The 24,824-nt window shown below is 33.7% G+C and carries 30 protein-coding genes and 2 other annotated features; of the genes, 19 read left to right on the top strand and 11 right to left on the bottom strand.

Going from position 1 to position 24,824, the window contains the following annotated elements; genetic code table 11:
- Window positions 1–45: 45 nt before the first annotated feature.
- Window positions 46–1,158, bottom strand: a complete 1,113-nt coding sequence (locus NSQ92_RS13275; RefSeq protein ID WP_341152848.1) for a metallophosphoesterase — start codon at window positions 1,156–1,158, stop codon at window positions 46–48.
- 95 nt (window positions 1,159–1,253) lie between these two features.
- Window positions 1,254–2,726, bottom strand: a complete 1,473-nt coding sequence (gene zwf, locus NSQ92_RS13270; RefSeq protein ID WP_047941354.1) for a glucose-6-phosphate dehydrogenase — start codon at window positions 2,724–2,726, stop codon at window positions 1,254–1,256.
- A 417-nt stretch (window positions 2,727–3,143) separates the two neighbouring features.
- Between zwf and rnz the strand changes: the two genes are divergently transcribed.
- Complete coding sequence (gene rnz / locus NSQ92_RS13265) at window positions 3,144–4,058, top strand: ribonuclease Z (protein WP_341152922.1); 915 nt, start codon at window positions 3,144–3,146, stop codon at window positions 4,056–4,058.
- A 56-nt stretch (window positions 4,059–4,114) separates the two neighbouring features.
- Here the strand turns inward: rnz and proC are convergent, their stop codons facing one another.
- Window positions 4,115–4,951 carry a pyrroline-5-carboxylate reductase gene (gene proC / locus NSQ92_RS13260; protein ID WP_341152847.1) on the bottom strand — a complete coding sequence of 279 codons (837 nt, stop codon included), beginning with the start codon at window positions 4,949–4,951 and terminating at the stop codon, window positions 4,115–4,117.
- 54 nt (window positions 4,952–5,005) lie between these two features.
- Window positions 5,006–5,229: a binding site (T-box leader), on the bottom strand.
- Between the two features lie 126 nt (window positions 5,230–5,355).
- Between proC and NSQ92_RS13255 the strand changes: the two genes are divergently transcribed.
- Window positions 5,356–6,465 (top strand): DUF1835 domain-containing protein, encoded by a 1,110-nt coding sequence (locus NSQ92_RS13255; protein WP_341152846.1) that lies wholly within the window; start codon window positions 5,356–5,358, stop codon window positions 6,463–6,465.
- A gap of 179 nt (window positions 6,466–6,644) precedes the next feature.
- Complete coding sequence (locus tag NSQ92_RS13250; RefSeq protein ID WP_047941092.1) at window positions 6,645–7,436, top strand: SDR family NAD(P)-dependent oxidoreductase; 792 nt, start codon at window positions 6,645–6,647, stop codon at window positions 7,434–7,436.
- Window positions 7,437–7,442: 6 nt separating this feature from the next.
- On the opposite strand, the gene NSQ92_RS13245 is transcribed toward NSQ92_RS13250, so the two are convergent.
- Window positions 7,443–7,637: a YqzH family protein gene (locus tag NSQ92_RS13245; protein WP_047941091.1), complete on the bottom strand. Its 195-nt coding sequence runs from the start codon at window positions 7,635–7,637 to the stop codon at window positions 7,443–7,445.
- A 157-nt stretch (window positions 7,638–7,794) separates the two neighbouring features.
- Here NSQ92_RS13245 and msrA point away from each other — a divergent pair, with 157 nt between their 5' ends.
- The 8 genes from msrA (at window position 7,795) to NSQ92_RS13205 (ending at window position 14,829) form a co-directional block, all read left to right on the top strand.
- Entirely contained in the window at window positions 7,795–8,307 is a 513-nt protein-coding gene (gene msrA, locus NSQ92_RS13240) for a peptide-methionine (S)-S-oxide reductase MsrA (RefSeq protein WP_047941089.1), read from the top strand.
- Window positions 8,308–8,524: 217 nt separating this feature from the next.
- Window positions 8,525–10,237, top strand: a complete 1,713-nt coding sequence (locus NSQ92_RS13235; RefSeq protein WP_341152845.1) for a methyl-accepting chemotaxis protein — start codon at window positions 8,525–8,527, stop codon at window positions 10,235–10,237.
- A 377-nt stretch (window positions 10,238–10,614) separates the two neighbouring features.
- A complete protein-coding gene (locus NSQ92_RS13230; protein ID WP_047941086.1) occupies window positions 10,615–11,271 on the top strand; it encodes a Type 1 glutamine amidotransferase-like domain-containing protein in 657 nt (218 codons plus the stop codon).
- A 214-nt stretch (window positions 11,272–11,485) separates the two neighbouring features.
- Window positions 11,486–11,764: a CD3324 family protein gene (locus NSQ92_RS13225; protein ID WP_047941085.1), complete on the top strand. Its 279-nt coding sequence runs from the start codon at window positions 11,486–11,488 to the stop codon at window positions 11,762–11,764.
- A 146-nt stretch (window positions 11,765–11,910) separates the two neighbouring features.
- Complete coding sequence (locus NSQ92_RS13220) at window positions 11,911–12,801, top strand: GNAT family N-acetyltransferase (protein WP_047941083.1); 891 nt, start codon at window positions 11,911–11,913, stop codon at window positions 12,799–12,801.
- A 367-nt stretch (window positions 12,802–13,168) separates the two neighbouring features.
- Complete coding sequence (locus NSQ92_RS13215) at window positions 13,169–13,846, top strand: VOC family protein (protein WP_341152844.1); 678 nt, start codon at window positions 13,169–13,171, stop codon at window positions 13,844–13,846.
- Between the two features lie 139 nt (window positions 13,847–13,985).
- Entirely contained in the window at window positions 13,986–14,141 is a 156-nt protein-coding gene (locus tag NSQ92_RS13210; RefSeq protein ID WP_156485413.1) for a hypothetical protein, read from the top strand.
- 217 nt (window positions 14,142–14,358) lie between these two features.
- Window positions 14,359–14,829, top strand: coding sequence for an NUDIX hydrolase (locus NSQ92_RS13205; RefSeq protein WP_336045513.1), 471 nt, complete (start codon window positions 14,359–14,361; stop codon window positions 14,827–14,829).
- Between the two features lie 153 nt (window positions 14,830–14,982).
- On the opposite strand, the gene NSQ92_RS13200 is transcribed toward NSQ92_RS13205, so the two are convergent.
- From NSQ92_RS13200 to NSQ92_RS13190, 3 genes are all read right to left on the bottom strand, one after another.
- Window positions 14,983–16,203: an MFS transporter gene (locus tag NSQ92_RS13200; protein WP_418789675.1), complete on the bottom strand. Its 1,221-nt coding sequence runs from the start codon at window positions 16,201–16,203 to the stop codon at window positions 14,983–14,985.
- A gap of 68 nt (window positions 16,204–16,271) precedes the next feature.
- Window positions 16,272–16,527: a binding site (T-box leader), on the bottom strand.
- A gap of 245 nt (window positions 16,528–16,772) precedes the next feature.
- The gene (locus tag NSQ92_RS13195) at window positions 16,773–17,681 is read right to left on the bottom strand and encodes an alpha/beta hydrolase (protein ID WP_047941075.1); all 909 of its coding nucleotides are present in this window, start codon (window positions 17,679–17,681) and stop codon (window positions 16,773–16,775) included.
- A 225-nt stretch (window positions 17,682–17,906) separates the two neighbouring features.
- Window positions 17,907–18,041, bottom strand: coding sequence for a hypothetical protein (locus tag NSQ92_RS13190; RefSeq protein ID WP_268874817.1), 135 nt, complete (start codon window positions 18,039–18,041; stop codon window positions 17,907–17,909).
- A 123-nt stretch (window positions 18,042–18,164) separates the two neighbouring features.
- Here NSQ92_RS13190 and NSQ92_RS13185 point away from each other — a divergent pair, with 123 nt between their 5' ends.
- Window positions 18,165–18,614: an OsmC family protein gene (locus NSQ92_RS13185; protein WP_061798399.1), complete on the top strand. Its 450-nt coding sequence runs from the start codon at window positions 18,165–18,167 to the stop codon at window positions 18,612–18,614.
- A 25-nt stretch (window positions 18,615–18,639) separates the two neighbouring features.
- Window positions 18,640–18,888 (top strand): YqkE family protein, encoded by a 249-nt coding sequence (locus NSQ92_RS13180; protein ID WP_047941071.1) that lies wholly within the window; start codon window positions 18,640–18,642, stop codon window positions 18,886–18,888.
- Window positions 18,889–18,927: 39 nt separating this feature from the next.
- Here the strand turns inward: NSQ92_RS13180 and NSQ92_RS13175 are convergent, their stop codons facing one another.
- Complete coding sequence (locus NSQ92_RS13175) at window positions 18,928–19,242, bottom strand: hypothetical protein (protein ID WP_047941070.1); 315 nt, start codon at window positions 19,240–19,242, stop codon at window positions 18,928–18,930.
- Window positions 19,243–19,434: 192 nt separating this feature from the next.
- Here NSQ92_RS13175 and NSQ92_RS13170 point away from each other — a divergent pair, with 192 nt between their 5' ends.
- Complete coding sequence (locus NSQ92_RS13170) at window positions 19,435–19,947, top strand: DUF402 domain-containing protein (protein WP_235850123.1); 513 nt, start codon at window positions 19,435–19,437, stop codon at window positions 19,945–19,947.
- Window positions 19,948–20,091: 144 nt separating this feature from the next.
- Entirely contained in the window at window positions 20,092–20,274 is a 183-nt protein-coding gene (locus NSQ92_RS26830; RefSeq protein ID WP_369988174.1) for a hypothetical protein, read from the top strand.
- A 688-nt stretch (window positions 20,275–20,962) separates the two neighbouring features.
- Here NSQ92_RS26830 and NSQ92_RS13160 read toward each other — a convergent pair.
- The 3 genes from NSQ92_RS13160 to NSQ92_RS13150 form a co-directional block, all read right to left on the bottom strand.
- Entirely contained in the window at window positions 20,963–21,403 is a 441-nt protein-coding gene (locus NSQ92_RS13160) for a hypothetical protein (RefSeq protein WP_341152843.1), read from the bottom strand.
- Window positions 21,400–21,606 carry a helix-turn-helix transcriptional regulator gene (locus NSQ92_RS13155; RefSeq protein WP_047941067.1) on the bottom strand — a complete coding sequence of 69 codons (207 nt, stop codon included), beginning with the start codon at window positions 21,604–21,606 and terminating at the stop codon, window positions 21,400–21,402. The genes NSQ92_RS13160 and NSQ92_RS13155 overlap by 4 nt, the downstream gene beginning before the upstream one ends.
- Window positions 21,607–21,747: 141 nt before the next feature.
- Window positions 21,748–22,635, bottom strand: a complete 888-nt coding sequence (locus NSQ92_RS13150; RefSeq protein WP_341152842.1) for a ribokinase — start codon at window positions 22,633–22,635, stop codon at window positions 21,748–21,750.
- A gap of 186 nt (window positions 22,636–22,821) precedes the next feature.
- Here NSQ92_RS13150 and NSQ92_RS13145 point away from each other — a divergent pair, with 186 nt between their 5' ends.
- The 4 genes from NSQ92_RS13145 to NSQ92_RS13130 all read left to right on the top strand — a co-directional run bounded on the left by NSQ92_RS13145 (window position 22,822) and on the right by NSQ92_RS13130 (window position 24,561).
- Window positions 22,822–23,373, top strand: coding sequence for a short-chain dehydrogenase (locus tag NSQ92_RS13145; protein ID WP_047941065.1), 552 nt, complete (start codon window positions 22,822–22,824; stop codon window positions 23,371–23,373).
- 32 nt (window positions 23,374–23,405) lie between these two features.
- Window positions 23,406–23,735 (top strand): HIT domain-containing protein, encoded by a 330-nt coding sequence (locus NSQ92_RS13140; RefSeq protein ID WP_047941064.1) that lies wholly within the window; start codon window positions 23,406–23,408, stop codon window positions 23,733–23,735.
- Window positions 23,736–23,951: 216 nt separating this feature from the next.
- Window positions 23,952–24,185 carry a histidine phosphatase family protein gene (locus NSQ92_RS13135; protein WP_341152841.1) on the top strand — a complete coding sequence of 78 codons (234 nt, stop codon included), beginning with the start codon at window positions 23,952–23,954 and terminating at the stop codon, window positions 24,183–24,185.
- Between the two features lie 19 nt (window positions 24,186–24,204).
- The gene (locus tag NSQ92_RS13130; protein WP_341152840.1) at window positions 24,205–24,561 is read left to right on the top strand and encodes a histidine phosphatase family protein; all 357 of its coding nucleotides are present in this window, start codon (window positions 24,205–24,207) and stop codon (window positions 24,559–24,561) included.
- The last annotated feature ends 263 nt before the right edge of the window (window positions 24,562–24,824 follow it).

The following is a 24,824-nucleotide window of genomic DNA, read 5'->3' as shown; positions in this document are numbered from 1 at the left end:
CAAACTATTTTTTCACAAAAATAAATAACTTAAAAGTAAAGCAATTTACCCCTTGAACGTTATTTCAATATAAACAATTTCCGATCTGCTGCCAATTCTAATGGGCGGTCCCCAGAATCCAAATCCAGAGGAAACAATTGCATGAAGCTGCTTCTTTTTCTTGTAGCCCCAATCTAATTCAAAAACTCGTTTGGTAATTAAATGGTTTGGTGCCATTTGACCACGATGTGTATGACCGGATAGAATAACATCAATCCCATCATTCATTGCTGCTTCCAGTTCATCTGGCTGGTGATCCATCATCATAATTGGTAGATGGTTACTTTCACTCTCAAGAAGGCTAGGAATGGAAAGTCTCTTTTGGTCCGTTTTATCTTTACGACCGATTAATCGAATGGTTTCATCAATAGTTACTTTTTCATCCATTAAGATGCGAATACCGATTCGGTTCATTTCTTCTAGAAAGGTTGGAATCATTTTGCCGTAATATTCATGATTACCTAATACCCCATAAATGCCTAAAGGAGCTTGTAATACCTTTAATTGCTCTCCCATATTCTTTTTCAAAAAAGGAATAGGATCATCATCAATGATATCTCCAGGCAGTAAGATTAAATCTGGTTGTAAGCCGTTTATTTTTGTTACGAGACGGTTTAGATGACTTTTACCTGATAAAGTGCCAAAGTGCATATCAGAAGCCATAGCAATCCTCAGAGAGTCTCTTTTCGCTTGTTTTTTAGCTACTGCGAGTTTATAAGTTCTAATCACAGGAGAGTAAGCGTTAAATGTTCCGTAAATAAGTAAAAATAGAAGAATTGCTGCAGCAGCGCTTCCTACTATTTTGGTGGCATCTTCAGACGGAATAAATTGGTTTAATATAAGCCATCCTAAATTAGCTAGTGGGAACAGTAAGATACCATATTCAAAAATGGCAAGCCAATACGCGCCAAGTATTTTAAATATGGTAATGGACTTAAGGAAATGGCTGATAATATATGCATAGGAGAAAAGAATAACTGCTCCAATATATATGGATGGATAGGTTAATAGTTTGAAGGAATCAAGCCATGCATAACCATTCCATCCTAAGTAGAAGACGAGTAAATTATATAAAAGGAATACGAGAATGACAGATAGGATTAATTTGATTTTTTTCATGAGAAACTCCTTAGATTGAAATCATAATTTAGGGAAAGAAAAAACGTGAATACAATAAGATTCACGTTTTTTTAGACAGTCACTTGAAGGGTGAGTTAGCAAACATCTACTTCAAATTGATTAACTGGCCACCAGAAGAAACCATCTTTTTCTAATAATTCATCTGCTTCTTTTGGTCCCATTGTACCAGAAGCATAATTAGGGAATTGAGTAGCAGGTGTTTGTTCCCATGCTTGGGAAATTTTATCCACATAGCTCCAAGATAATGCCACTTCATCCCAATGAGTAAAGTTAGTAGCGTCTCCATGCAAGCTATCGTCAATTAGCTTTTCATATGCTTCTGGCGTATTGATTCCTGCAATACCAGTATTAGCATAGCTTAGCTTGATTGGTGTTGCTTCCATATTCTGTCCTGCTTTTTTAGCGTTTAAATGTAAAGTAATTCCTTCTTCAGGCTGAATATGAATAACAAGAAGATTTGGTGTAATTTCTTGATTTGGACGATTATATAAATTCATTGGAATATCTTTAAATTGTACCACTATTTTTGTTGATTTACTTTCTAATCTTTTACCAGTACGGATATAGAATGGAACACCAGCCCAACGGAAGTTATCAATCATTACTTTCCCAGCGACAAAAGTTTCTGTGTTGGAGTTAGGGTCTACCATTTGTTCTTCGCGGTAGCTCGGTACCTCAACATCTTCCACAAGTCCTTTTCCATATTGTCCTCTTACAAAGTATTTATCAACTTCATCTACTTCAACAGAACGCATAGCACGGAAAACTTTCACTTTTTCTGAGCGAATCTCATCTGGTGTAAGTTTAATTGGAGGTTCCATTGCAAGTAGTGCAACCATTTGCAGCATATGGTTTTGGACCATATCACGAAGTGCCCCGCTTGTTTCATAATATCTTCCACGTTCTTCCACGCCTAATACTTCACTTGAAGTAATCTGAATGTTACTGATATAGCGGTTATTCCATAGATTTTCAAAAATTGCATTGGAAAAACGGATTGTTTCGATATTTTGAACCATAGCTTTTCCTAAATAGTGGTCAATTCGATATACTTCATCTTCAGAAAAGGCAGTTCGAATTTGTTCATTTAGTTCTTTAGCTGATTCTAAATCATGACCAAATGGTTTTTCGATAATTAGACGTTTGTACCCTTTTACTTCTGTTAGTCCATCCTGCTTTAAATGAATCGCGATAGGACCAAAGAATTCAGGTGCCATTGCTAAGTAGAATACACGATTACCATTTAAACTATGTTTTACATCTAATTCATCAGCAATGTTTTTTAGCTCTACATAAGAACTTGAATCTGTAACATCATGTGAATGATAGCAGAAATAAGAAGCGAATGTCTCAAGATCATCATTTTTAGAACTTGCAATTGCTTCAGATACAGAATTAACAACATTTTGCTTAAACTGTTCTTGTGTTAATGTTCTTCTCCCAACGCCTACAACCGCAAAATTTGCTAATTTTCCTTTTTTATACAATCGATAAAGAGAGGGGAAAAGTTTTCTATTGGCTAAATCTCCTGTTGCCCCGAAGATCATAATAAGTGCATTTGATGTTTGTTTTTCATTCACTTTCTTGTACCTCATTTCATTTATATATGTATGAAAATTATTAAATTGCTGTTTTACAAAGGTGCATTTTCTCTTAAATAATACATGTACCTATACAGTTATAAAATTTTATCTTTTTCTTAAGGAGATAGCAACAAATTTGTTTGTAATTTTTGCAAATATTTTTACTATTTGTATTTACAGCAGAAATTTTTCATTCATCCAACATGATATTACAATATATTAGCAAAAGTTACTAGTTAAAAGATTTAGGGATTTGGATAAACAGGCATTAGTAAAGTATACTTAATTCATCTATTCTAATTTAGTATTTAATGATACGCTTTTATTTATACAGTGGATTTCATGACAGGAAGAAAACGAAAGGGGATTAGCAAGCTTATTATGAAGTTGCAATTTTTAGGAACAGGTGCAGGTATTCCGGCAAAATCAAGAAATGTAACAGCGATTGCTTTAAAGCTTTTAGAAGAGAAGGGGAGTATTTGGCTGTTTGATTGCGGAGAAGCAACGCAGCACCAGATTTTACATACCAATATTAAACCAAGAAGAATTGATAAAATTTTTATTACCCATTTGCATGGAGACCATCTATATGGTTTACCAGGTTTTCTCTCCAGTCGATCTTTCCAAGGAGGAGAGACACCACTAACGATATATGGACCGAAAGGAATTAAGGAATATGTACAGATCAGCCTTGCTGTCAGCAAAACTTTTTTAAAGTATGCGCTAAATATTATAGAAATCGATGAAGGTATTATTTTGGAAGAACATGATTTTATCGTAGAAGCAAAAATACTTGAGCATGGTGTTACAAGTTATGGCTATCGGATTATAGAAAAGGATCGACCTGGAAAATTAGATACAGCTAAATTAAAACAATATGGAATAATGCCTGGCCCTATTTATAAAAAAATTAAAGAGGGAGAAGACCTCATCCTTGATGACGGTACTGTCATAGGCAGCAAAACCTTTCTTGGCCCGAATATTAAAGGGAGAATTGTCACTATTTTAGGAGATACTAGAACTTGTGCTTCTGCTGAGGTTTTGGCAAAAGAGGCAAAAATATTGGTTCATGAAGCAACCTTCTCGGAAGAAGAAAGTTCCATAGCAACGGAATACTATCATTCTACAACGGTACAAGCTGCAAAAACAGCTAAAAGGGCAAATGTAGACTGTCTCATTCTTACACATATTAGTGCTAGATATGATCAAGCATTAACAGAACAATTGTTGCAGGAAGCGAGAGCCATCTTTCCCAATACATATATGGCAGAAGATTTTTCAGAATACGAGATATAAGCTAAAAAGGATGTTGGCAAAAAAGCACACAACATCCTTTTTATTTTTAAATAACGTTATTTAGACAGTTTAAGTTCTTCTGTAAGTGCTTTTCCTATCCTTTTTGATTGGGCCGCTGCCTCTTCCATACACGAAATGAATGCCTTCTGAACATCATATTGCTCAAGAATGTTTATTCCTGCTTCTGTTGTGCCACCAGGACTAGTTACATTCTTGCGGAGCTCAAGAGCACTCTTGGAGGACGATGCGATCATTTCTGCTGCGCCGAGGATTGTTTGCACTATCAACTCATTAGCTACTTCCCGATTTAGTCCGATTTTTACAGCTCCTTTTTCCATCGCTTCCACTAAATAATAGATATAAGCTGGGCCGCTACCAGAAAGACCGGTTACAGCATCTAATTGTTCTTCATGAACAAATGTAACGAATCCAACTGTTTCAAACATGTCAAGGACGAAAGTTTTTTGTGGTTCTTCTACAAAGGAGTTGAAGGCAATACCTGTTGCTGATTTCCCGACTGTTGCCGAAGTATTGGGCATAGCACGCGCAATGGGAACTTCCAGTCCGATCAGCCGTTGCAGACTGTCCATATTTACGCCAGCAAGAACAGAAATGAGCAGTGTTTCTTTTGTGATATAATTTTTCCATTGTACAGTAGCTTCTTTTACATCTTTCGGTTTCATTGCGAGAATAATGGCATCAGCTTCTCCAACTAATTTTTTTAAATCGAAAGAGTAGTTAACACCATAGCGATTTTGTAGTTTAATTAGTCTTTCTACATTCCCTCGGTTTGTGACGGTAATTTCTGTACTCTCCTGCAATTTACTAGAAACAATCCCAGAAATTAACGCTTCGCTCATAGAACCAGCACCAATAATAGCAATTTTCTTCATTTTTATTCCTCCTATAAAATCGTTGTATGGAAATAAGAAAACCTCTCGTCATAATGAAAGGACGAAAGGTTTTTTCCGTGGTACCACCTTAGTTCAATTATAATCTGCACATGCGCGTGATTATACAACTCTTTTCCGGTAACGACGGTTGACGTTTAGGTTTGCCTAACTACTCCTAAGTAGGTTCAATGAAATGAATCTTGATGAAGTTTTGCAGCCATAGAACTTCACTCTCTAGCAAGCCATTATCATTTACTAATCTTAATCATCGCATTCCTATGATAAATTTATTTGATTATGCAAGAAGAAAGGCTTGTCTGTCAATAGAAAAATAGAGTAGTGGGAAAATTAGTTCATTGATTGTATAATTAAATTTAGAATTTTACAAAAAAGGGAGATTCGTAATGAAGAGTAGAATAAATGGTTCTTATCTATATTTCTTGATAGATGATAATCTCATCTATTGCTACAAAATAGAGTCATACACATACATTACATTAGATGACATAAAAAAAACTAAGCATTCTGCTCTTTATAAAATTAAAAATAGACAAGAATTTCAAAGCTTTGAACATGAAAATAGTGAAGCAGTGCAAGGTCTTGGATTATTTTTGGATGAAGAAAGTTTAAAAGAAATAGTTACGTGCGTCAACAAAGCGATAAAAAAACAACAGAAGAGAAAAAACGTGAAACATAAAAAAGCTATTCATCTTGTCGCATCCCAATATATTGCAGGTAGATTAGCTGTTAATCTTCAAGAGAATGTCGAAGTGATCGGCTTAGATGGATCCTTTATGTTTGGACCATTACGTCAACTGGATGTACATAATGGTCAAAAGGAACGGTCTGAATGGATTTATGATAATATTAATCGAGAATTCGAGGAGAAAAATCCATACATAACTGCACTACAGAATAAAATGAATAGTTTAGATGACATTGATGATAAAAGACAAGTATATATATGGTATGGGAATAACATCGAAGAACAGCTAGCATTAAGATTTTTCATGTTTATATTTAAAAAAAGATCAAATCCTCTTTATCTTATCGATACAGCAGAAGTCCTTAAAAAAATTGCACCAAATGAAAAGTCAATGATTCATACAGCAGAAATAAAAAACGAATTATTACAATCTATATTAGACCATATTGATAGCAGCTATATGGTAACAACTAATCAAAGAGAAGGATTAGCAACTGAGTGGCAATCGATAGCCAATGCTGATGAACTTTTAAGGATATGGGAAAACCAAGCGATTGTATCGGTGGATTTGGATTATTTTGATCAAACGATTGTAGAAGTACTGAAACGAATGAGTGAAAAGGAAAAATTAGATTATATCAAGACTAGTCAGCTTATTTGGAGAACGATAGAGGAAGAGCATCTTTATATGGATCCCGATTTTCTTGAATATCGGATTCGTCACCTGGTTTATTCAGGGGTGTTTAAGATGAAAGGAATTCCTAAGAATATGAGACGTTATTTTGTTTGTTTACAAAAAGAAGAGTGAAGTCTATGTTGTTATTTTGAACCTTCTATGTGAAAATGAGAAAGGAATCTTGTCTTTATTAAGGCTAAGAAAGAGAAAAGTAGGTTTTAATCGATATAATATATCAATATAATGATGATTATTTAGGAAATAAGTAAATGGGCATTTTTACATCATGCATGTGCTTTTTGAGGTGGATAATGAAGGGATTAAATGGAAAGAACATTGTAATTACAGGTGCATCATCTGGCATAGGAGAAAAAATTGCTATAAAAGCTGCTCGTTTGGGGGCTCGTCCCATCCTTCTTGCTCGTTCAGAAGATAAGCTCGCTGCTATTTGCAAGAAAATAAATAATCAGTTTCCCGGACAAGCTATTTATTTTACTTTAGATGTAAGCAATCCGGAGCAAGTAAAGGAAGTCTTTGCTAAGATATATCAAGAGGTTGATTTTATTGATATTTTGCTCAATAATGCAGGATTTGGCATCTTTGATATGGTTCATGAAGCAAAGATGGAAGACGTTAATCGAATGTTTCAAGTAAATGTAATGGGGCTTATCGCTTGTACCAAAGAGGTATTGCCTTCGATGCTGCAAAATAATGGCGGGCATATCATTAATGTCGCCTCCCAGGCAGGGAAACTCGCTACAGCCAAATCAAGTGCCTATGCTGCGAGTAAACATGCTGTTCTAGGATTTACAAATAGTCTCCGACTGGAAGTAGCCAATTCAAATATAAAAATCTCTGCTGTAAATCCAGGACCAATCGAGACAAATTTTTTTCATACAGCTGACAAAACGGGGAATTATGTGAAGAATGTGCAGAAATTTATGCTTTCAGCTGATACAGTTGCTGAAAAAATAATAAAATTAATGCTACATCCAAAACGTGAGTTAAATTTACCTTTGTGGATGAATTGGGGAAGTGTTCTTTATAATCTATTTCCGGGAATTGCAGATAAGCTCGTTGGCGGGATTCTAAATAAAAAATAGAATTAGCTAAAGTGTATTCGTAATGTAACTATAAACAACATCTTGAACTAGATCATAAAGTTCATGGGCAGGATGTTGTTTTTTTAAAGCGATGATGTGGACTGCTAATCGTTCATATTCATGGAGAGGGAGTGAATTGGGTTCCATATGATATTGTTTAAGTGATTTCTGAATCATTTTTTTTATGAGTAATGTATTCATCTTATCTTTCCCTATTAATAAGTAGTTTTTCTTTTAAGTATAAAAAAATAGTATCTTTGTTCAAAGTATTATATACTAATTTTTATCTAATAAAAGGATTATCACTAATTTTTGATAAAATAAACGATAAGGCCAAACCTATAGGGAGATGAGATAAATGGAAAAAGCAACTTTTGCAGGTGGATGTTTCTGGTGTATGGTATCCCCATTTGAAGAACAGCCAGGTATTGGCGGCATTGTTTCAGGTTATAGCGGGGGGCATGTAGAAAACCCAACTTATGAACAGGTGAAAACAGGAACGACAGGACATTTTGAAGTAGTGGAAATCACTTTTGATCCTGAAATCTTTCCCTATGAACGTTTATTAGAGTTATATTGGCAGCAAATTGATCCGACAGATCCAGATGGTCAATTCCATGATCGCGGGCCACAGTATCGAACAGCGATTTTTTATCATAATGATAAGCAAAAAGAACTTGCAGAGAAATCAAAACAAGCTATGGCAGCAAGCGGAAAATTTAAAAAGCCAATTGTTACATTAATTGAACCAGCTGCCATCTTCTATCCAGCAGAAGACTATCATCAAGATTACCATAAGAAGAATAAGCAGCATTATAAAGAGGATAGAGAAAAGTCAGGAAGAGATGTATTTATCAAAGAACACTGGTAAAAAAAGAAAAAAGCGAATTTTGCTAGGAAAACTATCTTTAATGATAGATGTAGCAAAATTCGCTTTTTTGTATTTTATTCAAGCCTTTTGTACTATATTTTTTCCTAATAATCCTAAACAGTTTCGCCCTTCGAAGTTTTTTGTTTTTTAAGCTAAAGTATCGTCGATATATGTCGATATGATATAAGGATTAGATCAATGAAAAGAGGTAGCTTTAATGAAATTTTTACAAAATATCAATATTTCTAAAAAAATATTGATTATCATTATGTTTAGTACTATTGGACTAGTGCTGATCGGATTATTTGGAATATATGGTATAAAGGAGATGGCGAAAAGTTCTAAAGAAATGTATGAAGAAAATTTAATACCTAATACTTACATAGCAAAGATCCAAAACTATCGCCGCACAAACGACAGCTTAGTTATAGAGCTAATGATAACAGAGGATAAAAAGAGAAATGAAGAGTTATTAGAGACTATTAAAAGGAATTCGGAAGAATCGGATAAATATGTCAAAAAGTTAGATGCTATTTCGCTTTCCAAAAAAGAAGCGGATGAATATAAAATTTTTAAAGATGCCTATACAGGCTTTAGTAGTATTCAAGATGAAGTGATATCATTAGCAAACAATAATTTTAATGACTCAGCCTATAATCTTTATACGAAAAACCTTGAATCGAAGAGAAATATTATTAACAGTCAATTGGATGAACTCCAAACAGCAAATGAGGAAAATGCAGAACAGATATCAAATGAAAATAACAAGTATTATAAGACAATGCTATATATTTCTTGGGGAGTTATATTTGTTGCTGTAATACTTGCTGTATTATTAGGTCTCTATATATCCGCAATGATTGTCAACCCAATTAAACGTCTACAGGCTTTAATGGAAAGAGGAGGACAAGGAGATTTCTCTGCAAGATCAAGTTATCAGGCGAAGGATGAAGTAGGTTCTTTATCTGATAGTTATAATAGGATGGCGGATGGAATGAAGGGGCTTATTGAAATGTTATCGGAAACGTCCCATCATCTCGCTTCATCATCGGAACAATTGAGCTCCAGTTCAGAAGAAAGCAGTAAAGCAAGTGAACATATTTCAGAAACAATCCAGCAGCTTGCAGAAGGTTCTGAAACCCAAATGAGATTGATGGAATCAAGTACAGCTGGCATCCGTAATGTAAATGAAACGACTGGCCATATAACAGTGCGTGCAAAAAAAGTGGCTGAAACAGCAGAGCAGACAGCGGATGTATCGCTTGAAGGTGCAAAACGTATTTCAGAAGTAACGACACAAATGAAATCCATTAATAATAATGTGGTGACACTTGCTAAATCAATAGCTACATTAGAAACTAGAATAAATCAAATAGGAGATATTACTATGGTAATATCGGACATTTCTTCCCAAACCAATCTACTAGCATTAAATGCAGCTATCGAAGCGGCAAGAGCTGGGGAACAAGGAAAAGGTTTTGCTGTTGTAGCGGATGAGGTAAGGAAATTAGCGGAACAAACAGCAGGATCGGCTGAGCAAATTACTAATCTTATCAGCCAAATACAAATTGATTCTAAGAATACTTCTTTATCGATGACAACTGCTGCAAATGATGTAGATACAGGATTAACAATTGTTCAAGATGCAGGAGAATCATTCCATAGAATCGAACAATCTGTGCAAGAACTAGTTAAATTAGTAGAGGAAGTAAGTCAATCGCTTGATCAATTAAAAGAACATACTAATACGATTAGTGGTTCGATTTTGGAAGTGAATTCAATGGCAAGTGAAGCAGCAGCTAGTACAGAAAACGTATCTGCTGCAACCGAAGAGCAGGTTGCATCCATGCAAGAAATAGCAGCTTCTTCTACATCATTAGCACAATTAGCTTCTGATTTACAAGATAAGATAAAGCAATTTAAAATATAAAATTTCATAGAGAATTGCTTAAAATGTATGGCAGTTCATTTCATTTAGTATACGAATAGAGTATACAACAAATATAACCCCAAACCCTTATACGGAAATGGTAGTCAAAATTTCGTATAACGGTTCGGGGTTTTATTCAAAAGAAATGAAAGAATGATAGATTTAGAATTTGATCTAAGAGGTTATAACAAAAACTTTTTTATGGGTTCAAAGGAATATCGTATAGTATTATGCGTATTTAAAGATCGTTATCCTTTCGGCAGTATCTTCTAAATTAATATATTGTAAAATTAATCATAGTTTGAAGGAAAGTCGTAACATTTGGAGAAAGCTGGATAGTTTTTGTCACGATAAAATAAATTTGAGGAGGGGTAGCTATGAAAACTCACTATTATTTAGGTTGGTTTAACAATTTTTTCCCAGAGAAGCTAGGAAGAATATTGCAGGAGGATATAACTGATAGAAAATCGCTTGTAATGATCAGCTCGAATCCTCTTTGTGCTCAAGAGAAGGGGGCTACAGAACGATCTTGGCTTGACCAGGCTGGCATTATGTTTGATACATATCATTTAATTAATTATAGTGTTCAGAAAAAAGATGCGCATGCTCTAATCGAAAATGCTTCCGTTATATTCTTATTGGGTGGAGATACACTTAATTTAAATAGTTTTTTGAAGGAATATGAACTGTCGGATTTGATACGAAAAAGCAAGGCTGTTGTAATGGGGGCAAGCGCTGGTGCGATCAATATGTCCGCAAAATGGTTATGCTCTGAACACTTTGGCTATGAAGTGGAAATAAGCACTGTTTATGATGGAATTAGTCTTGGCAATTTTTCGGTTCTGTCTCATTTCGATCTAGAAAATAACCTTGCATTGGTTCAAAAGGAACTATCTTCTTTATCAGAGGAAATAGACATTTATGCATCGAATAAAGATTGTGTTGTACGAGTAAAGGAAGATAAAGTGGACATTTTTGGTGATGTGTATTTAATATCCCACTCAAAGATTCATAAATTAAAGGAGACACTCTAATTTATTTAGTAATATACAGAAAATTCTTATGTTAACTTCTTTTATTTTCCTATATTATGGTATGATTTAATTAAGAATAATGAGGGTTCGTTACTGAAAGGGAGGATATGAGTTGAGAAAGTATATTTTTACTGCATAGCAAAGGCTATGTAAAATGCATAATGTAGCTTTTGCTTATTTCTAATAAAACGAAAAAAATTATTAGGAGTGCAAAATGAGCTATAAAAACGCAATGGAACTTTTACCTTCTGAACTGTTGAAGGAGGTTCAAAAATATATCGATGGTGAATGTATCTATATACCAAGGAATGAAAGTAATAAGAAAAGCTGGGGGACTAACACAAGTACAAGGCAAGAATTGAAGGAAAGAAATAAGAATATATATAATGATTATCTAGCTGGTACTGATATGAATATATTAAGTGCAAGGTATTATTTATCTGTCAAGAGTATTCAAAGAATAGTATTAAAAGAAAAAAAGAATAATAGTTAAAAATAAGCCAATGCGTTTTTAAGTGTCGCGTTGGCTTATTTTTATTTATGAGTTAAATATTAGGTGTATCTTACAGATTTAGCAAAATATAATTTAATGAGAATGCTAAGATTCTTTTATTAGATTATATTGGGGGGAAGCGGAGGATGGCAAAATATCAACTAATAAGTGACTATAAACATATCGAAACATATAAAGAAAGCTTTAATGAATTAGCTCAAAAGGTATTTGGAATAGACTTTAGTAAATGGGATGAAAATGGTTGCTGGAATGATAACTATATATGTTATTCGTTTATCTATAGGGAACAAGTAATAGCAAATGCCTCTATCAACAAAATGACCGTTGTGTGTAACGGGATTGAATATAAAGCTATTCAAGTTGGTACAGTAATGACACATCCTGAGTTTCGTAATCAAGGTCTTTCTAAAAAATTGCTGAACCATATCATTGAAAAGCATGAAAATGAAATAGACTTTATCTACTTATTTGCGAATGAAACCGTTTTGAACTTTTATCCGAAGTTTGGATTTGAAAAAGTACAAGAAAGCAGCTTTTCTCTTTGTATAGCTGATTTAAAAAAACAAACGGTGCCAACCAAGACCATACGCCAATTAGATATAGAAAATCTAAGTGATTTGCTACTGATGAAGGAATTTGCAAAGAAACGGACATCTATTTCAACCAAATTAGCTGTCGAAAATAACGAGCAACTATTAATGTTTTATTTTCTCCAAGTATTTAACGACGCAATTTTTTATATCGAAGAGGAAGACGTAATCGTTCTCTTTAAGAAGGAAGATGAGCAACTTCATATTTATGATGTCATCAGTAGAAAAGAAGTGGAATTGGAAACCATTATAAATTATCTAATTTCCGATGAAATAAAACGAATTCATTTCTATTTCACACCAAATGACAAGATTAAAAATATCGATACAAAATTTATAACAGCGAGTAATGATACATTGTTTGTCCGTCCATTACTAAAAGCTCTACCGAACCATTTCTTATTTCCTTTGACATCCCACGCATAAATTGTAAGAGAATATATATAAAGAGAAGGATAGAAATTAATATTCTAATTGGGGAAGTATGGAACAATCTACTTACATTAAACTAAAACGGGTAAGAAATTATATCAATGGGATGAGAAATGATCAAAAGGGAGTTAGAGGGAGTGTGGTAATAATTAAAGATACAGATATTATCTCTTCTAAAGGTTTTGGCTATGCTTGAAAACAATCCTCAAATAGCGGGATGGATGTGATTCTTTAAGAAAGGGAGATTTCTCGTGAATGAAATGGAAGTAACTCCATCAAGCAATACTTTAGACTACTAAGGATGATATATATTAGAATTAACGGAGTATTAGAAATATTAACGAAAGAGGGGATATAGATAATGGAAGTAAAACTGTTAACTCTGCAAACGAATAATATCAAAAAAATGAAGAGTTTTTATGTAGAGACTCTTGGATTTCCATTGATTAAGGAAGATAGACATAGCTTTTGCATTAAAGCTGGTTCAAGCAAATTGAAATTTACATCAGAAAATGTATTGGGGAATCCATATTACCACTTTGCTTTTAACATTTTTGCTAATAAATTTGCAGAAGCAAAGTCGTGGGTAAAAGAAAGGGTTGCCTTAAATATTAATGATGAGGGAGAAGATGAAGTGTATTTTTCCAATTTCCAAGCTCATTCTCTCTATTTTTATGATCCTTCTGGAAATATAGTAGAGTTTATTTCAAGGAACTCTATTTCCGAACAAGATGAGGCTCCTTTTTCTATTGAAAGTGTTATAAACATCAGTGAGATAGGGGTAACGGTCAGTGATGTAGCAGCCGCAGGGAAAAGATTGATGGAAGTGGGAATTAATGAACGGGATAATAAACCTTTAGATCTAACATCCATCAACTTTATGGGAGATAAATCAAAAGGCATCTTCTTAATCCTTAATAAACCAGGAAGAGAATGGTTCTTCTCTAATAAAATTTCAGCTGTATTCCCTCTGGAAATTATCACCTCGCAGCATCACACAATTGTGGTTGATGTAGAAGGGAATTTAGAAGTTCTATAATGAAACTCAACAGCTGTATTTTTTTAAAATTTAAATGTTGTTTTATATAAGAAGAAATATAAATTGTATAAATTTATATTTGAAACTAAAAGGTTAATTATTCGTATAAGGTATTATAGATTAGAGGAGGTTGGAGAAAATGGATTATACTAAAATATATAGTGAGGAACTGATTACCTTAGTACAAGAAAAAATAAAGTCCGTCGGTGAAATTAAGGCGGTGAAGTTTGTGAGAGAACAAACAGGCATGTCCTTAATACAAGCAAAAAAGTTTGTAGATTTTTGTAAAGAATAGATATAGAATTTAGAGTCACTATATTGTGGCTCTAAATTCTATTAAGAATAGCTTCCATTTTTTATCTGCAAATATATAAAGTTCAACTATCCAAACTGTTCTTAAACACAGCCAAATATAAGTATAGATTGATATTCTAGAAAAGTTAAGTGAAATTAGGTTTAAATGTAACCTTATTAATTATTCTTTTCAAACAAAAATGAGGTTGAGAAATTTTATGGATAGAGATAAAGACTACATTCGTTATATTCGAGGAAAAGTGGGACATGATTTAATATTCCTTAATTTTGCTGGTGGTATTGTTTATAACGAACGGAATGAAATTCTTTTACAAAAACGAGGAGATAGAAATGAATGGGGGTTTCCAGGTGGTGCGATGGAACTTGGAGAATCTCTAGAAGAAACAGCTAAACGAGAAATACTTGAGGAGACAGGAGTAAATGTTGAGGTTGAATACCTTATTGGTGTTTACTCTAAATATTTTGGTGAGTTTCCGAACGGAGATACAGCTCAGACTATCACTCATTTTTTTCAATGCAAACCCATTGATGGAGAACTTATCGCAGATGGTTCGGAGACTTTAGATTTAAAATACTTTCCAAGAGACAAAGTACCGAAATTATTCACCAAACAACACGAGGATGCTTTAGAAGATTGGCTTTCCAATAGAAAAGCGGTATTTAAATAATATCTACATTGTATAAGTATTTTAATAAAATTAGCCTATCGGGCAATAAAAAATGTTCAGATTGCTGACAAAAGCTCATGAGAATTGGGATATTCTCATGAACTTTCAAGGTCTTATTATAGGAAAAGCACTAATGAGTATGTGTATTCAGTATTATTCCTCCATATAAAACGCTGCTTTCGAAGGCCGTGTATTAAAGATAAATAATATAATTGTTACTGCAAACATAATGATGCTTCCTAATATGATAACAGACTTAATGGAAATCATTTCAGCCATTATCCCAAAAAGTATGGTCGAAATAATGATAAAAAAGGCTTCAATGCATCTGTACACACTACCAACCCTTCCCATTATATGTATGGGAACGTTCTTTTGATAAAATGTGTTAAATCCAGTGTTAAGAAAAGCCATGGAAAAGGAAAGAATAAAAAAGCCAATTGCCGCTATCAAAAAATTAGCGGAAAATGCATAAATCAGATATCCGATTGATACCATTAAGGATCCAAGACCAATCAGCCAAGAGGTAGCAACCTTTTTAACAATTATGATATTTACTAGTGCACCAACAATTATCCCCGCACCAGCAATACTCACCAGAAATCCATAATCTCTCTCTGACAATAGAAGCACTTCTCTCGAAAACGCTGCTTCCAGTGAATCTACTGCAGTTGCCAAAACCATTACTGTACTAAAAAGTAAATAAATAATGATAATATACAGGTGGTTCCGGCTAAAATCTACAACTAATCTCCAATCTTGTTTTAAAATCTTTAAAGTAATTTTTTTATCTTCTGTTTCAATAAAATCATTTCTTTCAATATTTGGCATAATAAGTGTGATAAGAGCTGAAATGAAAAGGGCTATTGCATTACTATAGATGGCAAAATTAGGTGAACCAATCATAAATAGCATTCCCGCAATAGCAGGCCCTATCACAAATGCTCCAGAATCAATTAAGCTTCGAAGTGAATTAAACCTTTTTCTTTGATCTGGAGGAATTAACTTGGTAATGTACGGTACTGACGTTTGTTCATACATGGAACTAGCTACATTAATAAAAAAAACGAGTGTATAAATGGCAGAAAGAGATGCTAGGGAAGGCAATATGGCAATGAAAACTGCTTGGAATATGTTTAGCAGAACCATCAGATGTTTTTTATTCAATCGGTCTATTAAACTACCGGACCAAAAGTTTGTAAAAAATGCAGATAGAGCCCTAAGTATATACAACCCCGAAACAGCAAGTACTCCCATCCTATCAAGAACGATTAAATTTAGTGCTATAAAATAGACCCATTCTCCAATACTGGAAACACCAATGCTTGATAATAAGATAGAAGGGTATTTCCACGACTTCACTAACTTGTTTATACGCAATTTATTTCCTCCTTAAAAATGTAAAATTGGATAATAAAAAAACTCACCCCCAAGATTTTAGTCTTGAGGACGAGTTGCTGCGCGCCGTGGTGCCACCCCAGTTTGACAATATGTTACCATATTATCCTTTGTAGGTACGGTATGAAGTCCATATGTATACCCTAGCTCGATAACAGGAGCACCTGTCACACCATCACCTATATGGATCCGATGTGCCGCTCAGAGGCTTGCTTCCAACCATTATTCCTACTCCTTTCCACCAACTGGAGCTCTCTTTGAAGAATTGCATGATTGTACTCTTCTCTTCATCGCATGTATTTGTTTATGGCATTTTAATGTTATTTACCATATCAAACCTTCTAGGGGATGTAAAGAAATTTTTAAAAATAATGAAATAATAATTATTATAATGAATGTGTATAGTTTCTCTTTTACGAAGGGGCAAGATGAGCTTTTCAAGAAGGCGATCTTATAATAAAGAATTATAAGAAAAGCCATCGTTTCGATGGCTTTATCTGAATACATTATTATATAGTAGAATTAATGTTGTTAAGCCTTAAATTTTAACTTTGCACATATTCCTTTAAAAAATCATCAACGGCTTTTTCATAAGCCTCTTTGTTCTCATTATAGCTTTGAGCATGTGTACCATTAACAGCAAAAAATAATTTTTTAGGACCTTTCTTTTTATCGAAAAGTTTTTGCGTCATTTCTGGCAAGATAAAATCATCTTTCTTGCTATGGATAAATAACATCGGACTTTTTATTTTATCAATGACAGAGATAGGAGAAATATCTTTAATGGAATAGCGAGCTCTGGCACGTAAAAATAAATTAGCGATAGGAATAAAGATTTTTCCAGGTAGTTTTATTTCCTGTTTGATGACATAATCTAAAAGCTCCTTGAAATCGGAAAATGGACAATCCGCAATATAGAAATCGGCGCCATCCTCGATTCCGCCAGCATAAAGAATCATTGTTGCTGCACCCATCGATTCACCATGAATCCCTAAAAGAATATCTTTTCCTTTTTCTTGTTTAAGCCAATCAACAATTTGCTTTAAGTCAAATTTTTCGTAATAGCCAAAGCTTGTATTTTTCCCGCCCGACTCTCCATGTCTGCGATGATCGTAAATAATACCATTGAAGCCTCTTTCTAAAAATAAGTTCATATATTTAATCGAACTCGTTTTATTTTCCGTGACTCCATGGGAAATGATGACATATTTCTTCGTATCAAAAGGCTCTACTAGGATTGCTTTTAAATCATAACCATAAGGAGAAGGAATGGTAATTTCTTGTTTAGTTAAATTTTCATAAGAAACAGGGTCTAATCTGCCAGCTTCTTTTTCTCTATTTACAATAAAGTCATTGTCTTTTTTCTTCATATACATTAATCGATTGGAACAGTATAAACCAATGGAAGTAATAAATAATAACACAGAAAACAAATAACGAAACAGCTTTCTCAAACCGATTCCTCCAGTAAGTTGAAAAATTTAGCAGAAACTAATTTGAGTGTATCATTTCTTTAGAAAGAAACAAAATGGACAACTTCTTTAATTATCAAAAATTAGACTTATACAGATGGCTGTTATGATAAAAAATTTTATGCAAAATGAAATAAATGGTTACAGATAAAGGTAGCTGGGAGAGAGAAAAGCCACACCTTCGTAGAAGGTGTGGTGTGGCTTGGACTACTGTTTAGAATTTTGTCTGTTTGTTGGATGGATGGCCTTTTCTAATTCTTCTGCGGCAATTGTTTGTTTGACAGTATCTGCATTAGGCTTACCAGCTTGACTGTAGCCTTTGTCGCGTTTCTGAGTCATCATGCTTCCCCCCTTTTTTATAGAAGTGAAGATACTAGCAATCGTCTTCGTATCCAATTCTCTAATATAACTTGAGTAAAAAAATATGTTATTATACATACAGCATAGTAAAAAGAAGGGTGAATTATGGCAGAACATCATTTTTATTTAAAAGCTGATTGGCCAGGATATCGAAATGATATTGGGACAATCGAAAGTGGCAATTTAAAAACAAAAATATCGATTCCAAAAGAAATGGAAGGACCTGGTGTCGGTACTAATCCAGATGAAATGCTTCTCGGAGCAGCAGCAACTTGCTTTATTATTACACTTGCTGCAATGATGGAAAGAAGTCGACTTGAGAAGGAAAGCTTAACATTAGAATCAGAAGCAGTAGTTGATGTCACAAACGGTGTATTTACTTACAAAAAAATTATTCATCGCCCGAAGATTGTGCTCAAAAAAGAGGCTGCTGAAAAAGACATAAAGCTTGCAGCAAAACTTGCCCATAAAGCGGAAGAGAGCTGCATGATTACAAGAGCGATTAAAGGGAATGTAGAAGTCGAATTAGAAGAAACAATAGAACTTGCACTGTAAAATCCAAAGAAGGAGGGGGATTCAGATGGCAAAGCAGCGGAGACATGTACAAAAAACAAAACAGGAGGATAAGCCTGTTACATTAGGGGATCTTCTAAATGAACAGTTAGCAGATCAACTGAAAAATAAAAAGCAAGAACTAAAACAACAAGAAGAGGCCAAGCAAAAAGCAGAAGAAGAAAGAAAAAGAGAAGAACGTCGACAAAGAGAAAAAAATAAAAGTTTTGAAGAACTGTTAAATGAAAATGCGATGAATTGGAAGGATTTTAAGTAAGAAGAAAAGGATATCGATTAAGGTATCCTTTTTTAATAATTACTTTATTTCTGTTATTTTGGTGAAATTTTTTTCTTTTATTTGACTATTTTTGGGGTGAAGCAAAGCTTGGAATTCTTGAAATAACGCAGCAATTTCCGTTTGTTCATTGATTAAAGCAATATTGGCATGATAGTCTTGTTCACTCTGATAGGTCGTGATTTCCAGCCATTTTGTCGGATCATCATTACTTTGTAAATAGGTTGTTGTTGAATCGATATACTTGCGATAGATGTTGCTTGCTTTCTCTTGAATACAGAAATATTCTTTGATTTTATCGGTTGGTATATGATATTCATATACTTTTACATACATTTACTCTCCTCCTTCGATTTTAATTAATTAGTAATTCTTATTTTAGCATGTTTACAAAGACATTTAGTGAGAATGTATCAGGATAAGAATATTTGAGCTGAATATTCTGTGGATTTGATCTGTATAAATGTTTGTTTTGCCTATAAGATAGGGAAAAAAGAGTAAAGTTGAATCGAATTTGGAGATGATAGAGTGGTAAACTTGCAATTAAAGGATAGAGAAAACATAGTCGAACGGAAAATTCGCTATGATTCTACCATAGAAGAATATCAATGCAAACTTCTTCAATCGGATAAAAGGAAAATCACTCTCTTGCATCAAGTGGAAAAGTCATTTGAAATGAGGAAAGGCAAACAAAAACTAGTTATTCCGAAAGGGACCTATACGTTTGCTTATTATTGGTTGGATCAGCCATATAATTTATACTTTTGGCGAGATGCAACTGGAAAATATTTAGGAGCGTATTTCAATATTGTGAGAAAAAATTGGTTTCAAAATGATATGGTTATCTATGAAGATTTAATTATTGATATTGTCGTTAAACCTAATCAAATGTATTATATTTTGGATCAAGAAGAATTACCTCAACCCATTGAAACGTTTGAAAAAGGGTTTGTTCAAAAAGCATTACAACAATTGTTAAAGCGGAAAGATGGTATTCTTGCAGAGGTATCTAGAGAAACAGCAGATTTGTTTCGCCTATAAAATGGAGCTATGTACGTATTTTTAAAGGGAAGCTCCAGATCATTGCAGCAAACTTTAGAATATCCTAAAAAATATAGTATGCTCATCTTTCTTTTGTTAAAATTTAACTTAAATTGGCAGGCTTTATTTGAAAGGATGAAGAGCTTGACTATTACCCACGAATTTGGAATCATTGAAAATTTCAATAAACAGTATGTATATAATCATTACACTCCAGATATTTATGATTGTATACCTGTAAATGATGATTTTATACAAGAGCTGATAAAACCATTAGCGATGATGAAAACATACTTCCAACATCTGAACGACCGGCTAAAGGTTTAGCCTATTACGGAATAACACTTATTCCTCCTGAATCGTTACCATTTTTTTTAGATATCGTTGCGTCTAAAAAATCAGGGCAGCTTATTGATCTAGCTCGAAAAATAACAGCAGCGCAGGAAGCAGAAAAATACATGATTCACTATGGGATTTAAGCCATAGTAAATCATGTAATTTTGTCGCTTTATTTTTTACTTTTAATTTGAAAATAAGGAATATCTAGAAATGTAAGACCTATTGCTAAGCCAAGAGAGGTAAAAGAAAATGCAAAAGTCTTCTGATCCGGATGAAAAAAATAAGAAAATAGATAATTAACTAAGCTGAATAAGAGAAACAGGCAAATACATTGCGATACCTTCTTCGCCAATAAAGACCAGCTAAAGTTTTTCTTCCACGTGAATACTGCCATCCATAGTAAGTAAAATATAAAACAAAATAGGAATATGATATATCCAATGATAAAATAAAAGGGAAAAGTGGTAGTAAAATCTTTATAGATAAAATAAAAAGCTATTCCAGTTAGGAGGAAAAAAATAATATATAAAAAAAGGGTTAGCCTGCTAAAAAAATTATTCATATTACACCTTTTTCTAACTTTTATTAATACTATGATTCTAGCATTACACTACAATAATTATAAGCGAAAGTGGTAGATTAATCCAGCAGGCTAAAATAAATGTCAGTAAGAGAGTTAAACTTCATCCTCATCATCCAAATCTCTTCCTTTTTTATTCCGTAAATAATAAGTATAAAGTACAGGTATGATCCCGCATATAAATACTATTCCGCCAATAAGAACACCATTTAAGATACGCTCTCTATCAGAGAGGATTATCAGAATTCCAATAAGCACGGAAAGCAGAGTGACAATAGTAATAGAAAGAGATAGTCCCTTTTTAGGGTCCTTTTTGCTGTTTTCATGATCGACGCTTATATTCATTGATAGATAGGCTGAAATGATGCTAGTAATAATAAATACATACCATAGCGGATTGTCTGTCATTCCAGCTAAGCCCTTTGTAATAAGGTCATAGCCTAATATGCCAATAATACCAAGCGTTTGAATGATATAGGCTACTTTAATATTTTGTAAGTTTTTCATAATTAGACGTTCATCTTTTATTTTTTTCACTTTTCTTCCTCCTTGTCTACCCAAAATAATTCATCTAATGTTCTGTTGAGGGAATAACAGAGCTCAAGACAAAGTTTTAAAGTAGGATTGTATTTTCCTTTTTCAATAAGACTGATTGTTTGACGAGTAACGCCAATCTTATCTGCTAATTGCTGCTGGGTTAAATCTGCTTGAATTCTTGCAATTTTAATATGGTTCTTCAAGGTAATCCTCCTTATTGATGGAATGTATATATTACATTATAACTAATATATATTGCTAAATGCAATATATATATTCCGTTTGATGATTGTGATTCCATAAAAAAGAGAGAATCACTACTTAAATTCTCACTTTTTTATCTTCTATTTCTTTGTGAACGTCATTACTTCTTGCAAATTTGGAATAGAAGAGGAGGCCCCTTTCCGTGTTACAGCAATTGCAGCAGCTTTTGCAGCCATTTGCAAGGCATGTTTTATTTCCGCCTGCTGGGAAACTTGACTTAAAAAGTATCCTAAAAAGGTATCGCCAGCAGCGGTTGTATCAACTGCATCTACTTTAAAAGCGGCTTGTCTATGTTCTTCTAAACTATCTTTATAAATTACGCCTTCATTGCCCAATGTTAAGACGACTTTTAGCTGCTTGTTTAAGGATAAAAGCTTTTGAAAAATCTTGTCATTTGTATGTTCATTCGTAATGGCTTTTGCTTCTATTTCATTTAATATTAAGTAATCAATTTTTGAAAAATCTAGGTTGGTAATTGTCTCATCGATAGGTGATGGATTAAGAGCAATCTTTAATCCTCTTTTGTGTGCAGTTTCCACTATGTATGCTAAATCGTTTATTTCATTTTGCAATAACAGTAAATCGTTCTGGGAAAAATTCGCTAAAACTTGGTTAATATGATTGATTGTTATTTCTTTATTTGCTCCGCCTAATAAAAGAATACAGTTTTCTCCACTAGCAGAGACTTGAATAATGGCGTGGCCAGTTGTGTTCCCATTCTCACCAATCCAATCAACATTTACATTTGCTTCCGCTAATACTTCTTTTAAAAATAAGCCGTCTTTTCCAATATTCCCGCCGTGGTATACTTGTGCTCCAGCTTTAGCAAGTGCAATTGATTGATTTAATCCTTTTCCGCCCGGAAATTCTTCATAAGTCGTAGAAGATAAAGTTTCGCCAGCAGAAACAAAGTGAGGAACCGAATATACTTTATCAATATTTAAAGAACCAAAATTCAAAATCTTCAAGTCTTTCCCCCCATAGTTTTTAACTTATTTATAGAATATCACTGATTTTACTTTAAATAAACGGGTTAAGTTTGTTAAAGTAATAAGATAAGAGGAATTATTAGGAAATTTTAGGAGCGTTTTTTGGTAGTAAGCAAGAAATGAAAACTGATTGGTTAAAGGCTTATTTATAAGGAGGAGCAAAATATGAAGCATGCCTTAATTATTGGAGGCACAGGAATGCTTTTTGATGTGTCTGGATGGCTGGCTGAGCAAGAGGATTGCAGATTATCTATTGTTGGCAGAAAAGCTGCCCCAATAAATAGTTTAATAGATAACCTGGACGATAAAACGAAAATAACCCCCTTACTGGTTGATTATACAAATCACACTGCGTTTAGGGAGAAATTAGAATGGTCTATACAACAGAATGGACCAATTGATTTGGTTGTAGCATGGGTTCATTCGATAGGAAAAAATGCTTTGAATATAGTAAAGGACGAACTTTCCGAAAGCAGACAGAATTGGCGTTTGTTTCACATCACTGGGAGCAGCTCGGATTTGTCCAAAATAAAGAAGGAACTAACGATTCCCCCTAATTGCAGCTATCATCAGATTCAATTAGGATTTATTGTGGAGAATAGCGTCTCCAGATGGCTTACACATAAAGAGATTTCAGCTGGGGTGATTGATGCCATAAAAAATAATTGGAAGAGAAAAGTAGTAGGTGTAGTGGAACCATGGGAGAAAAGACCATAGACAGTGTTTAAAAAGGAAATGGAGGAAAAAAGATGTCAGAAGATTTTTATTGTGACGAAGTTCTTAGTGGAAAAACAAAGGTTAGAAAAGTGATGGAAACTGAAAATGTGTTAGCATATTATCATACAAAACCCTTTTATCCAGTTCATATAGTAGCAATTCCCAAAAAACACATCGCTTCTCTTATTGCATTAGAAGAAGGAGATAATCATTTACTATTGGAGCTTTTGGGCGTTGTAAAGCAAGTAGCTGCTACCGTGACAAAGGAACATGGTGCATGCAGAGTTATCACCAATCTTGGCAAGTATCAAGACTCCAAACATCTTCATTGGCATATTGTTCATGGCAAACCGCTAAGGTAAATGGTCGAATCTAAAAATATAGTAAAATATCATTATTTATTTCAAATACTGAATATTTCTGAAACGGAAATTATTTAATAAGGGAGATTACAAGCTAGGAAGGGGCGCCCCCTATCCTTATGTTCACTATTGAAAAAGGGTTTTATGGAAACTTCACCGGTAAAAGGAATAAAAACCATTTTGTTGTTCAGAAATGGTAGATTAGGAGATCTAGAAATGCTAACCCTTTACATAACAAGACATGGAGAAACACAGTGGAATATAGAAAAAAGAATGCAAGGATGGAGTGATTCAGACTTAACGGAAAAAGGAAAAAAGAATGCAGTATTATTAGGTGAAAGATTGAAAGAGATAGAATTTGCTGCAATCTATACAAGCCCTAGTAAAAGAACGGTCGCAACAGCAAACCTTATAAAAGGAGATAGGCAGATTTCCGATTATTTTCGATGATCATTTAAAAGAAATTAATATGGGAAAATGGGAAGGAAAGAAAGCAGAATATTTGAAAGACAGGTATCCAGAAGCATTTGATTTCTTTTGGAATGCCCCTCATCGTTACAAATCCAGCGATGGCGAAGATTTTTTTGCAGTGGAAAAGAGGGTTAAACAAGCATTAAATATAGTGAAAGAAAATTATGCTTCGGGTAATGTTCTGCTTGTAACGCACTCCGTGGTGATAAAGTTATTACTAGCAATTTTTAAAGAGCTGCCAATGGAGAAAATCTGGGAACCACCTTTTATTCATGATACTAGTCTTACTGTTATAGAAATCAACGGTGATATGGGCAGGATTGTATTAGAAGGGGATCTATCACATCGGGTGTAGAGATATTTTGACTACTCCTGTTTATATTTTTTACCACCATTTTATGCTTAAGGCATTAACTTTTTAGATGACTATTTATATAAAATGTTGAGGACGGGAAAAAGATAAAATATGGAAGAAGATTACCGATAAAAAAGAAGAAAGGAGAATTAATGTCGTTTAAAATCAGCAAAAAAAGATTTAAAAATAATTGAAAGCTTGAATTTCAAATTGTCTTTTATATTAAGTATAAAATTAATGAAACTAAACAACGATTATAGAGA

The sequence above is a fragment of the Niallia sp. FSL M8-0099 genome, assembly GCF_038006945.1.
Classification (GTDB): domain Bacteria; phylum Bacillota; class Bacilli; order Bacillales; family Cytobacillaceae; genus Niallia; species Niallia circulans.
The sequence above is the reverse complement of the archived record's forward strand: the minus strand, read 5'-3'. Positions and strand labels throughout refer to the sequence as shown.